Here is a 12,979-nt window from a genome sequence, read left to right as displayed (position 1 = left end):
CGGTTATTTAGACGCTTATTTCAGATTCAGTACGTCCTGCATGTCATACAGGCCGCTGGATTTGTCTGCCAGGAAACGCGCGGCGCGCAGGCTGCCGTGTGCGTAAGTGACCCGACTGGAGGATTTGTGCGAGATTTCTATGCGTTCACCGATGCCGGCAAACAGCACGGTGTGGTCGCCCACGATGTCGCCGCCGCGGATGGCCGCGAAACCGATGGAGGAGGGGTCGCGTGCGCCGGTGATCCCTTCGCGGGCGTAGACGGCGACGTCGTCAAGATTGCGGCCGAGCGCATCGGCAATTACTTCGCCCATTTTCAGCGCTGTGCCGGAGGGCGCATCAATCTTGTGGCGATGATGGGCTTCGATGATTTCAATGTCATAGCCTTCAGCGAAACTTTTGGCGGCCATTTCCAGCAACTTGAGCGTGACGTTGACGCCGACGCTCATGTTAGGCGAGAGCATGATGGCCGTTTTTTGTGCGGCAGCGGCGATGGCATCCTTGCCAGCCTGATCGAAACCGGTGGTGCCGATGACCATCTTGATGCCGTGCTCGGCGCAGTAGCGCAGGTGTTCCAGCGTGCCTTCGGGACGGGTGAAGTCGATCAGGATTTGCGCGCCTTGCAGTCCACGCGCCAGATCGGATTCGATGAGAACGCCTGCCGGGCTGCCCAGAAAGGCGGCCGCATCGCTGCCCAGACTTGATGAGCCGGGAACGTCCAGCGCGCCGGTCAGCACGGTATCGCTGGCTTCCTGGATGGCTTCGATGAGCATGCGACCCATGCGGCCGGAAGCGCCGGCCACGGCGATTTTCAGTTGACTCATGCTTTTATTTCCCGACCGGTGCGGGCGTGGAAGAGGGCCCGGATCCAGGCCGTTGCTCAGGCGATCTTGGTACGGCACCCGCCTGAGAGCCGGCGATCAGCGCCAGATATTCGGCTTCGGTCGGCAGGTTGGTGCCGCCGTCGTAGTGTTCCAGCAATTCATCTTTAAAGAAAACGGTAATGCGGCTCTGGATCAGTTCGCCATTGCCTTTGGCCAGCCGGAAATCGTAATCCCAGCGGTTGGCATGGAACAGGTCGACCTGCAAGGGCGTACCCATTACAAAGCGCACCTGATCACGCGACATGCCAGGGCGTAGCTGCGCGACCATCTCTTGGGATACGAAATTGCCTTGCTGAATATCGACTCGATACGGCTTCAGAAATCCGAACAGGCTACCGTTTCTGACGATTTGCAAGCTGGAGGTGGCGTCGCCGTTGCCATTGCTGGCGTCAGCCACGGAGGCAGATTTCGATGCGCAGCCGGCGAGCAGGGCGAAGCCTGCGCAGAGCGCGCTCAGCGCGACGGCGCGGCGCAAGGTGCGGCGGACGGTTTCGGTACGGGTGGCGTGAGGGAAGGGCAGCAGGCGCATGAGAATCTCAGTGATTGAGCAATTTGGGTAAAAGACATATCATAAAGCAGATAACCGGAGCGCGACCAAAACATGCCTAACAATCCCTCAGAACTCAAGGCCAGCGGACTCAAAGCGACGCTGCCGCGCTTGAAAATCCTGGAAATTTTCCAAAACACCGAAGTGCGTCATCTGAGCGCCGAAGACGTCTACAAAATTCTGCTGGGGGATAATCTTGACGTCGGTCTGGCGACTGTCTACCGGGTACTGACGCAGTTCGAGCAGGCAGGCCTCCTGCAGCGCAATCATTTCGAAACCGGCAAGGCCGTGTTCGAACTGAACGAAGGCAGCCACCACGATCATCTGGTGTGCCTGGAATGCGGCAAGGTCGAAGAATTTTATGACGAAGAAATTGAAAAACGCCAGATCCAGATTGCGCAGGACCATGGCTTCGATATCGTCGATCATGCGCTGGCGCTGTACGGGCATTGCCTCGATTGCAAGAGCCGGAAAAAGTAGTTATCCCCTCCCGCCCCCTCCCCTTGATTTGCACAGGCGCACCGGCAGTCCGCACAGAGAGGCAGTCGCCTCAGTGATGACTCAGTGATGACTCAATGATGACTCAAGGCATTCGATAGCAGTTTGGCGGTGATCTCCACAATCGGAATCACACGCTCATACGCCATGCGCGTCGGCCCGATCACTCCCAGCGTTCCGACGATCTTGCCGTTGACTTCATAGGCGGCGGTGACGATGCTCATGTCGTCCATCGGCACCAGTTGCGAATCGCCGCCGATGAAAATCTGCACGCCGGTGGCCTTGCTGGAAGTGTCAAGCAACTGCATCAGACCGGTTTTCTGTTCGAACATATCAAACAGTTTGCGCAGCGAAGTCATGTTCGACGACAGGTCGGCCACGCTCAACAGGTTGCGTTCGCCGGAAATGATCATGTCGTCGGCATCGTCGATCATGGCATCGCTGCCGGCCTCGACCGCTGCCTGCATCAGGCGCGTCATATCGTCGCGCAACAGGCGTAATTCATGTTGCAGGCGAGCGCGGACATCATCGAAGCTGAGTCCGCCGTAATGCTGATTGATGTAATTGGCGGCCTGTACCAGCTGCGAGGGCGTGTAATCGGCGTCGGTCAGCAGCAGGCGGTTTTGCACATCGCCGTTGGGACTGACGATGACCAGCAAAATACGTTTTTCGGAGAGGCGCAGAAATTCGATCTGGCGAAATACCGATTCGCGACGCGGCGTCAGCACTACGCCGGCGAATTGCGACAGCGACGACAGCACCTGAGCCGCATGGGTAATGATCTTTTGCGGGGAGTTGTCGCCCGGGCGCGTTTGCATCTTTGATTCGAGGGCGCTTTCATCGATGACCCCCACCGTCAGCAAAGTGTCGACAAAAATCCGGTAGCCGCGCGGTGTGGGTACCCGCCCAGCCGAAGTGTGCGGGCTGGCGACGAATCCCATGTCCTCCAGATCGGCCATGACGTTGCGAATGGTCGCCGGAGATAATTCCAGCCCCGAAATTTTGGAGAGCGCGCGCGATCCAACGGGTTGGCCATCGGCAATATAGCGCTCGATCAGAGCTTTGAGCAGGGTTTGTGCGCGGGTATCAAGTTGCATGGCCATATTCTAACGATCAGGGGCGTTCCGTGCTAGCTGGAATATGGCATTGCCTGTTAGCAAATGCGGATAAATCGCGATTCGTCGCGCAGGCGGCGGCATTTCAATGCCAGATTTTTATCTGGCGGCAATAGTTTTGCGTGGCGGGCTGGTCATATCGCAGGCGGCGGCATATCGCTGTTGGGATAGCGCGCAAACTATGGTCTAATCGCCGCACCGTTGTACTTGCCTCCAATCTGATTTCACCTACCGCTTTCATCTACCTTCTTTCATGGAGTCCGCATGTGGCCGCTTAAATTGCCCGCCGAGACACTGTTGCCGCAAACCGTTGCCATCGTTGCTAAATATCTTGCCGCTGGTATCGGGCAATCGCTGACCGAGATTGCCGATTTCCTGGAAGCAGGCGGCCATACCGTTTTATTTGAAACCGATACCGCGCAACATGTTCAGCGTGCGGGTCTTCAAGCCGCCACTCCGGCGCAAATCGGCCATCTGGCGGATGTTGCCATTGTCGTCGGCGGCGACGGTACGATGCTCGGTATTGCCCGCCAACTTGCGCCTTACTCGGTACCGCTGATCGGGATTAACCTGGGTCGGCTGGGTTTCGTGACCGATATTCCCCTTGAAGGCATGATCCCGGTGCTGGCCGAAATGTTGGAAGGCAAGGTCGAGTCCGAATCCCGCACGCTGCTGGAAGCCTCGGTATTGCGTGACGGTGTCAGCATTTTCCAGGCGCTGGCGCTTAACGATGTTGTCGTGTCGCGCGGCAGCGGAGCCGGTATGGCCGAACTGACCGTCAGCGTCGATGGCCGCTTCATGTACAACCAGCGTTCCGATGGCTTGATTGTGGCCACGCCCACCGGCTCCACGGCCTATGCTTTATCGGGCGGCGGGCCGATTTTGCATCCGCGCCTGCAAGGCATCGCGCTGGTGCCGATTGCGCCGCATTCACTGTCGAACCGGCCGATCATCGTGCCTGACAGCAGCGAAATCGTGATCGAAATTGCCGGTGGCCGCGACATCAGCGTCAATTTCGACATGCAATCGTTTGCCAGCCTGCAACTCGGCGACCGGATTGCCGTGCGTCGTTCGGCGCACACGGTGACTTTCCTGCATCCGCAAGGCTGGAGCTATTACGACACCCTGCGTCAGAAGCTACACTGGAACGAATACCCTTCCATCGAAGGGAATCTGCGCTAAGCGGCGGTCCCTGACGCGCACGCAGCGCTGACGTACACTATGCCGCTGTCATCGGCGACGCCCCCTGCGCCGCCTCCCCTTTTTCATTTTTGTTTGTGATGGTAGATCCCATGCTGCGTACCTTAGCCATTCGTGACTTCGTCATCGTCGATGCCCTTGAGCTGGAATTCAGCGCCGGTTTTTCTGTACTGACCGGCGAAACCGGCGCCGGTAAATCGATCCTGATCGATGCCTTGGCGCTGGCGCTGGGCGGTCGCGGCGACGCCAGCGTGGTGCGCGAAGGCGCGACCCGCGCTGATATCACTGCCGATTTCGGCGCTGCCGGTGCCGCTGCCGACTGGTTGCAGGCCCATGATTTTGCCGATGAGGATGGCGGCGTGTTGCTGCGGCGAGTGATCGACAATGCCGGCCGTTCCCGTGCCTTCATTAACGGCGTGGCGGCTACGGCAACCCAATTGCGCGAACTGGGTGAGCTGTTGGTCGATATCCACGGTCAGCACGCACATCAGTCGCTGCTCAAGACGGATGCGCAACGCTTGCTGCTCGATAGTCAAGCGGGCTTGCTGGAACAGACCCGGACCCTGGCGGCCTCCTACAAAGCCTGGCGCACCGTGACGCGGCAGCGCGAAGAATTCGAAAATGACGCCAAAAGCATGCTGCTGGAGCGCGAACGGCTGGAATGGCAAGTGAGCGAATTGCGCACGCTGGCCGCTCAACCGGGCGAGTGGGTCGAGGTCAGCAACGAGCATAGTCGCCTGTCGCACGCCGCTAGTCTGATCGAGGGCGCGCAGCAGGCGCTGGACGAAATTTCCGAGACTGAAGCGCCGCTGTTGTCGCGCGTCGCCGCGCTGAGTCAGAAGCTGAGCCGGCTGAGCGAACTCGACGACGGACTCAAGCCGGTGCTGGAAGTACTGGAACCGGCGCGGATTCAATTGCAGGAAGCCGTATATGCACTCAACGATTACCTCGGCCGCGTGGAACTCGATCCGCAGCGCTTGCAGGCAGTCGAAGGACGGATGCAAGTACTGCACGCTACGGCGCGTCGCTTGCGTATCGAGCCCGAGCAACTGGCGCAGCAATTCGAACTATTGAAAGCGCAATGGCTGGCGCTGGCCGACGCCAGCGATCTGGAAGCCCTGCGCGCGCAGGAAGCGCAACTGAAGAAAAACTATCTGGCGCTGGCGAAGACGCTGTCTGTCGCGCGTACCAAGGCGGCAGTGGTTTTTGGCACAGCCGTGACAGCGGCCATGCAGGAGCTGAGCATGGTCGGCGGGAAATTCGCGATCTCGCTGGAGCCGGGCGAACCGGGCGCCCACGGCATCGATCAGGTGGAATTTCTGGTGGCCGGTCACGCCGGGGTTGCCCCGCGTCCGCTGGCCAAGGTCGCCTCCGGCGGTGAGCTGGCGCGGATTGCCTTGGCCATTTCCGTCATCGCTTCCAGCGCTACTGCCACGCCGACCCTGATTTTCGATGAAGTCGATAGCGGCATCGGGGGAGCGGTAGCGGAAGTGGTCGGTCGGCTGTTGAAACGGCTGGGGCAGGAGCGGCAAGTCTTGTGCGTGACCCATTTGCCGCAAGTCGCCAGTCAGGCCAATCGCCACTTTCAGGTCAGCAAGCGCAGCGAGGGCGAACGCACGGTATCGCATATCGATGCGCTCGATTCCAAAGCGCGGGTGGAAGAAATTGCCCGCATGCTGGGCGGACTGGAAATTACCGCCACCACCCGCAAGCACGCCCGTGAATTGCTGGCCTCCTAAGCGCACCTGACAACGCCCTACGCAGGCGCGTCGCACTCATTCAATCCCCGCACAAATCCAGGAACATTATGTCTTTTCGCGCAGAACCCCCCCATGTGCATGGTCGTATCGATCAAACCGCCATCCTGCTGGTGAATCTGGGTACGCCGGACGCGCCGACGACCGGTGACGTGCGGCGTTATCTCAAACAATTCCTGTCCGATCCGCGGGTGGTGGAAATCCCCCGGGCGCTCTGGTGGCTGATTCTGAACGGCATCATCCTGCCGTTCCGCTCTTCCCGCTCGGCTGCCAAGTACGCATCGATCTGGACTAACGAAGGTTCGCCGCTGAAAGTGCATACCGAACGTCAGGCGAGTGCGCTGCAACGCTTGTGCGAAGAGCGCGGGTACCGGGTTCGGGTGGCCTATGCGATGCGTTACGGCAATCCGGGTGTGCCAGCGGTGTTGCAGCAGCTCAAGGAAGAAGGTTGCGAACGCATTCTGGTGCTGCCCGCCTATCCGCAATACGCTGCTGCGACGACGGCCTCGATTTTCGACGCCGTATTCGCCCATTTCGCCAGCGTGCGCAATATGCCGGAGCTGCGGCTGGTCAAGCATTATCACGATAGCGATGCCTATATTCAGGCGCTGCGCCATTCGGTGCTGGCCCACTGGGAGCAGCATGGTCGGCCGGACAAGCTGGTCATGAGCTTCCACGGCGTGCCCAAGCGCACGCTTTTGCTGGGAGACCCTTATCACTGTGAATGCTACAAGACGGCGCGACTGCTGGCCCAGGCGCTGGAACTGACGCCGCAAGAATATATGGTGACTTTCCAGTCCCGTTTCGGCAAAGCCGAATGGCTGCAACCCTATACCGCACCCAGTTTGATGAAACTGGCGCGCGAGGGCATCGGCCGTGTTGATGTGATGTGTCCCGGTTTCACCAGCGATTGTCTGGAAACGCTGGAAGAGATCTCTATCGAGGCCCGCCATGACTTCCTGGAAGCGGGCGGCAAGGAATTTCACTTTATCCCCTGCCTCAACGATGCGCCGGAATGGATAGACGGACTGCTGACGATTGCCGGGGAACACATGCAGGGCTGGCCGCTGGCCGACAGCGCCGCTGCCAGCGACCAGCGGCAACAGCAGGCAGATATCTCCTTGCAACAGGCGCGGCACTATGGCGCAACGGAGTAGGGGCGCAACCTGCGCTGCTAAAATAGCCGGATTTCCCGCCGGAAATGCGGGAAACAGCGAATATTCAAGGGAATGTCCCTTGAAAACGTAAGGGATAGCCTCACGTTGATGCCTTGAGCGGACATTTATGTCCATGAATACTGACAGTTCGGAGATCAATCAGCATGCAAGAGCCAGGAAAACAGATGGAGCAGGAATTGGAAAATCAAAAAAATGCCACCGATGCGGATGCTGGTGTTGCTGCTGACGCTCATTCCGTGGCGGGCTTGCAGGAGCAGTTGAGTGCCGCTGAACTGAAAGCCGCCGAATTGCAGGATGCCTATTTGCGCGCCAAGGCCGAAGCTGAAAATATCCGCCGACGCGCTCAGGAAGACATCAGCCGCGCCCACAAATTTGCGGTCGAAGGTTTTGCCGAGAGCTTGCTGTCGGTCATGGACAGCCTTGAAATGGCGCTGAAGGTCGAAACGCCTTCGGTGGAATCGCTCAAGGAAGGTGTCGAAATGACGCTCAAGCAGCTGGTGTCAGCGTTCGAGAAGAACAAATTGCTGGAAGTCAGCCCGCAGCCCGGCGACAAGCTCGATCCGATGAAGCATCAGGCCGTTTCCGCAGTTCCTGCCGAGCAGGAAGCCAATACCGTGGTGGCCGTCTTGCAAAAGGGTTACACCATTTCCGAGCGTCTGTTGCGCCCGGCCCTGGTTACTGTGGCGCAAGCCAAATAAAGCAATCAGCGCTTTGGTCTGGGTAAAGACTAAAGCGCATGAACGTTTGGGGCGTTCCGCGGTATCGAGCAGATAGTAATTTTTGCCAGATTTTACGCAGGAATCGCTTGAAAACGGCCGTTTTCCACACATATTAAAAACATCAAAAACTCGTTAACAGTCATTCAAGGAAAAAATCATGGGCAAAATCATCGGGATCGATCTGGGTACTACCAACTCTTGCGTTGCAGTCATGGAGGGTGGACAACCTAAGGTAATTGAAAATTCAGAAGGCGCACGTACGACCCCTTCGATCATCGCTTATCAGGAAGATGGCGAAGTTCTGGTCGGCGCACCCGCCAAGCGTCAGGCAGTGACCAACCCAAAAAATACGATTTACGCTTCCAAGCGCCTGATCGGTCGCAAGTTCGACGAAAAAGAAGTCCAGAAAGACATCTCGCTGATGCCTTACCAGATCGCTAAGGCCGACAACGGCGATGCATGGATTGCCGTGCGCGACAAAAAACTGGCGCCGCCACAAATTGCGGCAGAAGTGCTGCGCAAAATGAAAAAGACCGCTGAAGACTACCTCGGTGAAGAAGTCACTGAAGCGGTCATCACCGTGCCGGCTTACTTCAATGACGCGCAGCGTCAGGCGACCAAGGATGCCGGCCGTATCGCCGGACTCGACGTCAAGCGCATCATCAACGAACCGACTGCCGCCGCACTGGCATTCGGTCTGGACAAGACCGACAAGGGCGATCGCAAGATTGCGGTGTATGACCTGGGCGGCGGCACCTTCGACGTCTCGATCATTGAAATTGCCGATGTCGATGGCGAAAAGCAATTTGAAGTGTTGTCCACTAACGGCGATACCTTCCTCGGCGGTGAGGATTTCGATCAACGCATCATCGATTACATCATCGAAGAGTTCAACAAGATCAACGGCCTCGATCTGAGCAAGGACGCCATTGCCCTGCAACGCATCAAGGCTTCGGCCGAACGCGCCAAGATCGAACTGTCGTCGTCGCAGCAAACTGAAATCAATGAGCCGTACATCGCGATGGCCAACGGCGCACCGGTCCATTTGAATTTGAAAATCACCCGCGCCAAGCTGGAATCGCTGGTCGAGGAACTGATTGCCAAGACCATCGAGCCATGCCGCATGGCGATCAAGGACGCCGGCGTCAAGGTTTCCGACATCGACGACATCATCCTGGTCGGCGGCATGACCCGCATGCCTAAGGTGCAGGAAAAGGTGAAGGAATTCTTCGGCAAAGATCCACGCAAGGATGTCAATCCCGATGAAGCAGTCGCTGTCGGTGCGGCCATCCAGGGTTCCGTCTTGTCGGGCGACCGCAAGGATCTGTTGCTGCTGGACGTGACGCCACTGTCGCTGGGTATCGAAACCATGGGCGGCGTCATGACCAAGATGATCAAGAAGAATACGACCATCCCGACCAAGTTCAGCCAGGTGTTTTCGACAGCAGAAGACAATCAGCCTGCCGTGACCATCAAGGTGTTCCAGGGTGAGCGCGAAATGGCTGCCGGTAACAAGGGCCTGGGCGAATTCAATCTGGAAGGCATCCCGCCATCGACACGCGGCACACCGCAAATCGAAGTGACTTTCGACATTGATGCCAACGGTATCTTGCATGTGGGCGCTAAGGACAAGGCCACCGGCAAGGAAAACAAGGTCACGATCAAGGCCAATTCCGGTTTGAACGAAGCCGAAATTGAAAAAATGGTGCGTGATGCCGAAGCCAATGCCGAAGAAGACAAGCGCTTGCGTGAAATGGCTGAAACGCACAATCAGGGCGACGCGCTGGTCCATTCGACTCGCAAGGCGCTGACTGAATACGGCGATAAGCTCGATGCAGGTGAAAAAGACGCGATTGAAGCCTCCATCAAGGAACTGGAAGAAGCCTTGAAGGGCAAAGATAAGGCTTCCATCGATGCAAAAACAGCGTCGTTGTCGGTTGCGGCACAAAAGCTCGGTGAAAAAATGTATGCCGACATGCAAGCCAAGCAAGCAGCCGGTGCGCCTGGTGCTGCCGGAGCCGATGCCGCAGCAGCTGGCGGCGAAGCCCATCCTAAGCAAGACGATGTAGTCGACGCCGACTTCAAGGAAGTCAAGTAAGATAAAGCAAGTTCCGTCAGCGGCGTCAGTCGCTTGACGCGCCGAGTGGCCAGCCGAAAAGCTGGCCCTCGGCGTTTTACCTTGTCGCTTGAGTGGAGATGCCGAAGCATTGCATCACGGCAAACGAAGTGCAGCGACAGCATGATAATTTCGATAAACCAATAGTGCGCTTGCAACAGCGCGCTTAACGAACTCCAACACGGCGTACAACACGACGTACAACAACCATGGCAAAACGCGATTTTTACGAAATACTGGGCGTAGCAAAAAACGCCAGCGATGAGGAAATCAAAAAATCCTACCGCAAGATGGCGATGAAACATCATCCCGACCGCAATCCCGACAGCAAGGGCGCCGAAGAAAAATTCAAGGAAGCCAAGGAAGCCTACGAAATGCTGTCCGATCCGCAGAAGCGCGAGGCCTACGACCGTTACGGTCACGCCGGCGTGGACCCCAATATGGGTGCTGGCGGCGGTGGAGCCGGTGGTTTCGCCGATGCTTTCGGTGACATTTTTGGCGACATTTTCGGCGGTGGTGGAGGCGGCGGCGGAGGACGCGGCCGCAGTGCCGGACCGCAAGTCTACCGCGGTGCGGATTTACGCTACAACCTCGAAATTACTCTCGAACAAGCCGCTCACGGTTACGACACGACGATTCGCGTCCCTTCATGGGACGAGTGCAACTCCTGCCACGGTTCCGGTGCCAAGCCGGGCACTGCGCCGGTCACTTGCACCACTTGCGCCGGACACGGGCAGGTGCGCATGCAGCAAGGTTTTTTCAGCATCCAGCAGACCTGCCCCAAGTGTCACGGCAGCGGCAAGATCGTCCCTGAGCCATGCCCGACCTGCGCCGGCGCAGGCCGTCTGAAACGCAACAAGACACTGGAAGTCAAGATCCCCGAAGGGATAGACGACAGCATGCGCATCCGTTCGACCGGCAACGGCGAACCGGGCATGAATGGCGGACCTCCCGGCGACCTGTACGTGGAAATCCACATCAAGCCGCATGAAGTGTTCAAGCGCGAGGGCGACGATCTCCATTGCGAAATGCCGATCTCCTTTGCCAAGGCAGCGTTGGGTGGCGAAATCGAAGCGCCAACGCTCAATGGCAAGGCCTCATTCGTCATTCCTGAAGGCACGCAGTCCGAAAAAACCTTCCGTTTGCGCGGCAAGGGGATCAAGGGTGTCCGTTCCGGTTATGCCGGTGACTTGTTCTGTCATGTCATTGTCGAAACGCCGATCAAGCTGACCGACAAGCAAAAAGACCTGCTGCGCGAATTTGAAAATCTGACTAACGAAGGCGGTGCCAAGCACAGCCCGCAAACCAAAACCTGGAAAGACAAGGTCAAGGAGTTTTTTGATTAATGGCGGCACAGTTAATGGCGGCACAGTTAATGGTGTCTCAGTCCTGATGACCTATGTCTGTTGACTGAAACAAAAAGAGGGCGCGAATCGATGTGATCCGCGCCCTCTTTTTCTTTGGCGTAGGTGTTTCAGCCCCTCGCTATCTTAAAAACAATGCTTGGCATCAGGAAAACTCTGATCCCGGACGGCCGCGACATACGCGCGCACTGCCGCATCGATACTGCCGGCATCCTGCATGAAATTCTTCACAAATTTCGCCTGATGGCCTGGAAATACGCCGAGCATGTCGTGCATCACCAGCACCTGACCGGAGCAATCCGGACCAGCGCCGATACCGATAGTCGGAATCGACAGACTTTCAGTGACCGACTTGCCGAGCGTCGCGGGAATGGCTTCCAGTACCAGCAGCGACACACCCGCCGCTTGCAGTGCCAGCGCATCGGCCAGCAATAATTCGGCGCCCTCCAGCGTTTTTCCTTGCACCTTGTAGCCGCCCAACTGATGCACCGATTGCGGCGTCAGGCCAAGATGCGCGCATACAGGAATACCGCGCTCGGTCAGAAAGCGGACGGTCTCGGCCAGCCAGGCTCCGCCTTCGACCTTGATCATGTGCGCCCCGTTTTGCATCAGCCGGACAGCATTGTCATAACTGGCGGTGGGTGTCGGATACGTACCGAAGGGCATGTCAGCCACAATCAGCGCGCTGCGGTTGCCACGCGCCACGCAGGCGGTGTGGTAGGCGATCTCTTGCAGCGATACCGGCAGCGTCGAGGAATGCCCCTGGCAGACCATGCCGAGCGAATCGCCGATCAGCAGCACCTCAACACCGGCACGATCGAACAGGGTCGCAAAGCTGGCGTCGTAGCAGGTCAGCATGGCTATTTTTTCATTGCGCTGACGCATCGCCAGCAAGGCCGGTGCCGTGATGGGTTTGCGCTCGGGTGTGGCGGGGGAGTCTTGCAAATAACTTGCCATGACATTTCCTGATAAAAAAGGTGGAGCCGCTGACGGCGGCGCGAGGGTGAGAGCGGTTGCGGCCTGATCTGTAATCTTATCGATCTGCCCCGCGTTTTTTCTTGTGCGAAAGCGCATCTTACAAATGAACGGTCAACACGCCCTGGAGTCGCTACATGCGCTGTATGCGCTGATCGGAGACAGTATCAATGAATTGACTGGCCGCGCCGAGGCCGGGAATGTCGATGTCGGGCGCAATTTCCAGCAAGGGCAGCAGAACGAAGGCGCGTTCGCTCATACGCGGGTGCGGCACGGTCAGTCGCGTGGAGTCTATGCGCCAATCCGCGTACAGCAACAAGTCAATATCCAGCGTGCGGGGGGCATTGCGGTAGGAGCGCTGGCGTCCGAAATCCTGTTCGAGGCCTTGCAGTTGGGTCAGCAAGGCCAGCGGTTCCTGCACGGTGGCAATGGCGGCGACGGCGTTGATGTAGTCGTCGCCGTCGGCATCTACCGGGGCGCTGCCAAACAGGCTGGAGACGCGCAGTAGCCGGGTGCCATCGAGCGCAGCAATCGCCTCGACAGCCGCGCGCACCGTCACTGTCGCGTCGCCCAGATTAGCGCCGATGCCGAGATAGGCGAGATATTCGCCGGGACGAACGTCTGGCAT

The 12,979-nt window shown here is 58.0% G+C and carries 12 protein-coding genes; 7 read left to right on the top strand and 5 right to left on the bottom strand.

Annotated elements, in window-relative coordinates:
- Positions 1–15: 15 nt before the first annotated feature.
- Both dapB and RGU70_RS00745 read right to left on the bottom strand, forming a co-directional pair.
- The gene (dapB, locus tag RGU70_RS00750) at positions 16–822 is read right to left on the bottom strand and encodes a 4-hydroxy-tetrahydrodipicolinate reductase (RefSeq protein WP_322207526.1); all 807 of its coding nucleotides are present in this window, start codon (positions 820–822) and stop codon (positions 16–18) included.
- A gap of 4 nt (positions 823–826) precedes the next feature.
- A complete protein-coding gene (locus tag RGU70_RS00745; protein WP_322207525.1) occupies positions 827–1,411 on the bottom strand; it encodes an outer membrane protein assembly factor BamE in 585 nt (194 codons plus the stop codon).
- A 72-nt stretch (positions 1,412–1,483) separates the two neighbouring features.
- On the opposite strand from RGU70_RS00745, the gene fur reads away from it, so the two are divergent.
- On the top strand, positions 1,484–1,909 hold the full coding sequence (gene fur, locus RGU70_RS00740) for a ferric iron uptake transcriptional regulator (RefSeq protein WP_322207524.1): 426 nt from the start codon (positions 1,484–1,486) through the stop codon (positions 1,907–1,909).
- A gap of 92 nt (positions 1,910–2,001) precedes the next feature.
- On the opposite strand, the gene hrcA is transcribed toward fur, so the two are convergent.
- On the bottom strand, positions 2,002–3,024 hold the full coding sequence (gene hrcA, locus RGU70_RS00735) for a heat-inducible transcriptional repressor HrcA (RefSeq protein WP_322207523.1): 1,023 nt from the start codon (positions 3,022–3,024) through the stop codon (positions 2,002–2,004).
- A gap of 282 nt (positions 3,025–3,306) precedes the next feature.
- On the opposite strand from hrcA, the gene RGU70_RS00730 reads away from it, so the two are divergent.
- The 6 genes from RGU70_RS00730 to dnaJ all read left to right on the top strand — a co-directional run bounded on the left by RGU70_RS00730 (position 3,307) and on the right by dnaJ (position 11,358).
- Positions 3,307–4,224, top strand: a complete 918-nt coding sequence (locus RGU70_RS00730; protein WP_322207522.1) for an NAD kinase — start codon at positions 3,307–3,309, stop codon at positions 4,222–4,224.
- Between the two features lie 110 nt (positions 4,225–4,334).
- Positions 4,335–5,981, top strand: coding sequence for a DNA repair protein RecN (gene recN, locus RGU70_RS00725; protein WP_322207521.1), 1,647 nt, complete (start codon positions 4,335–4,337; stop codon positions 5,979–5,981).
- 68 nt (positions 5,982–6,049) lie between these two features.
- Entirely contained in the window at positions 6,050–7,156 is a 1,107-nt protein-coding gene (gene hemH / locus RGU70_RS00720; RefSeq protein WP_322207520.1) for a ferrochelatase, read from the top strand.
- A gap of 164 nt (positions 7,157–7,320) precedes the next feature.
- Positions 7,321–7,875: a nucleotide exchange factor GrpE gene (grpE, locus tag RGU70_RS00715; protein ID WP_322207519.1), complete on the top strand. Its 555-nt coding sequence runs from the start codon at positions 7,321–7,323 to the stop codon at positions 7,873–7,875.
- Positions 7,876–8,053: 178 nt separating this feature from the next.
- Positions 8,054–9,994, top strand: coding sequence for a molecular chaperone DnaK (dnaK, locus tag RGU70_RS00710; RefSeq protein ID WP_322207518.1), 1,941 nt, complete (start codon positions 8,054–8,056; stop codon positions 9,992–9,994).
- Positions 9,995–10,221: 227 nt separating this feature from the next.
- Positions 10,222–11,358, top strand: a complete 1,137-nt coding sequence (gene dnaJ / locus RGU70_RS00705; protein WP_322207517.1) for a molecular chaperone DnaJ — start codon at positions 10,222–10,224, stop codon at positions 11,356–11,358.
- A gap of 144 nt (positions 11,359–11,502) precedes the next feature.
- Here dnaJ and panB read toward each other — a convergent pair whose 3' ends face one another.
- Together panB and folK are read right to left on the bottom strand one after the other, a co-directional pair.
- Positions 11,503–12,333 carry a 3-methyl-2-oxobutanoate hydroxymethyltransferase gene (gene panB, locus RGU70_RS00700; RefSeq protein ID WP_322207516.1) on the bottom strand — a complete coding sequence of 277 codons (831 nt, stop codon included), beginning with the start codon at positions 12,331–12,333 and terminating at the stop codon, positions 11,503–11,505.
- A gap of 151 nt (positions 12,334–12,484) precedes the next feature.
- Complete coding sequence (gene folK / locus RGU70_RS00695) at positions 12,485–12,979, bottom strand: 2-amino-4-hydroxy-6-hydroxymethyldihydropteridine diphosphokinase (RefSeq protein WP_322207515.1); 495 nt, start codon at positions 12,977–12,979, stop codon at positions 12,485–12,487.

It is taken from the genome of Herbaspirillum sp. RTI4 (assembly GCF_034313965.1).
GTDB lineage: Bacteria > Pseudomonadota > Gammaproteobacteria > Burkholderiales > Burkholderiaceae_D > Herbaspirillum.
The sequence above is the reverse complement of the archived record's forward strand: the minus strand, read 5'-3'. Positions and strand labels throughout refer to the sequence as shown.

Coding starts and splice junctions, on each gene's coding strand:
- dapB (WP_322207526.1), bottom strand. CDS start 822: ATGAGTCAACTGAAAATCGCCGTGGCCGGCGCTTCCGGCCGCATGGGT.
- RGU70_RS00745 (WP_322207525.1), bottom strand. CDS start 1,411: ATGCGCCTGCTGCCCTTCCCTCACGCCACCCGTACCGAAACCGTCCGC.
- fur (WP_322207524.1), top strand. CDS start 1,484: ATGCCTAACAATCCCTCAGAACTCAAGGCCAGCGGACTCAAAGCGACG.
- hrcA (WP_322207523.1), bottom strand. CDS start 3,024: ATGCAACTTGATACCCGCGCACAAACCCTGCTCAAAGCTCTGATCGAG.
- RGU70_RS00730 (WP_322207522.1), top strand. CDS start 3,307: ATGTGGCCGCTTAAATTGCCCGCCGAGACACTGTTGCCGCAAACCGTT.
- recN (WP_322207521.1), top strand. CDS start 4,335: ATGCTGCGTACCTTAGCCATTCGTGACTTCGTCATCGTCGATGCCCTT.
- hemH (WP_322207520.1), top strand. CDS start 6,050: ATGTCTTTTCGCGCAGAACCCCCCCATGTGCATGGTCGTATCGATCAA.
- grpE (WP_322207519.1), top strand. CDS start 7,321: ATGCAAGAGCCAGGAAAACAGATGGAGCAGGAATTGGAAAATCAAAAA.
- dnaK (WP_322207518.1), top strand. CDS start 8,054: ATGGGCAAAATCATCGGGATCGATCTGGGTACTACCAACTCTTGCGTT.
- dnaJ (WP_322207517.1), top strand. CDS start 10,222: ATGGCAAAACGCGATTTTTACGAAATACTGGGCGTAGCAAAAAACGCC.
- panB (WP_322207516.1), bottom strand. CDS start 12,333: ATGGCAAGTTATTTGCAAGACTCCCCCGCCACACCCGAGCGCAAACCC.
- folK (WP_322207515.1), bottom strand. CDS start 12,979: ATGCCAGACGTTCGTCCCGGCGAATATCTCGCCTATCTCGGCATCGGC.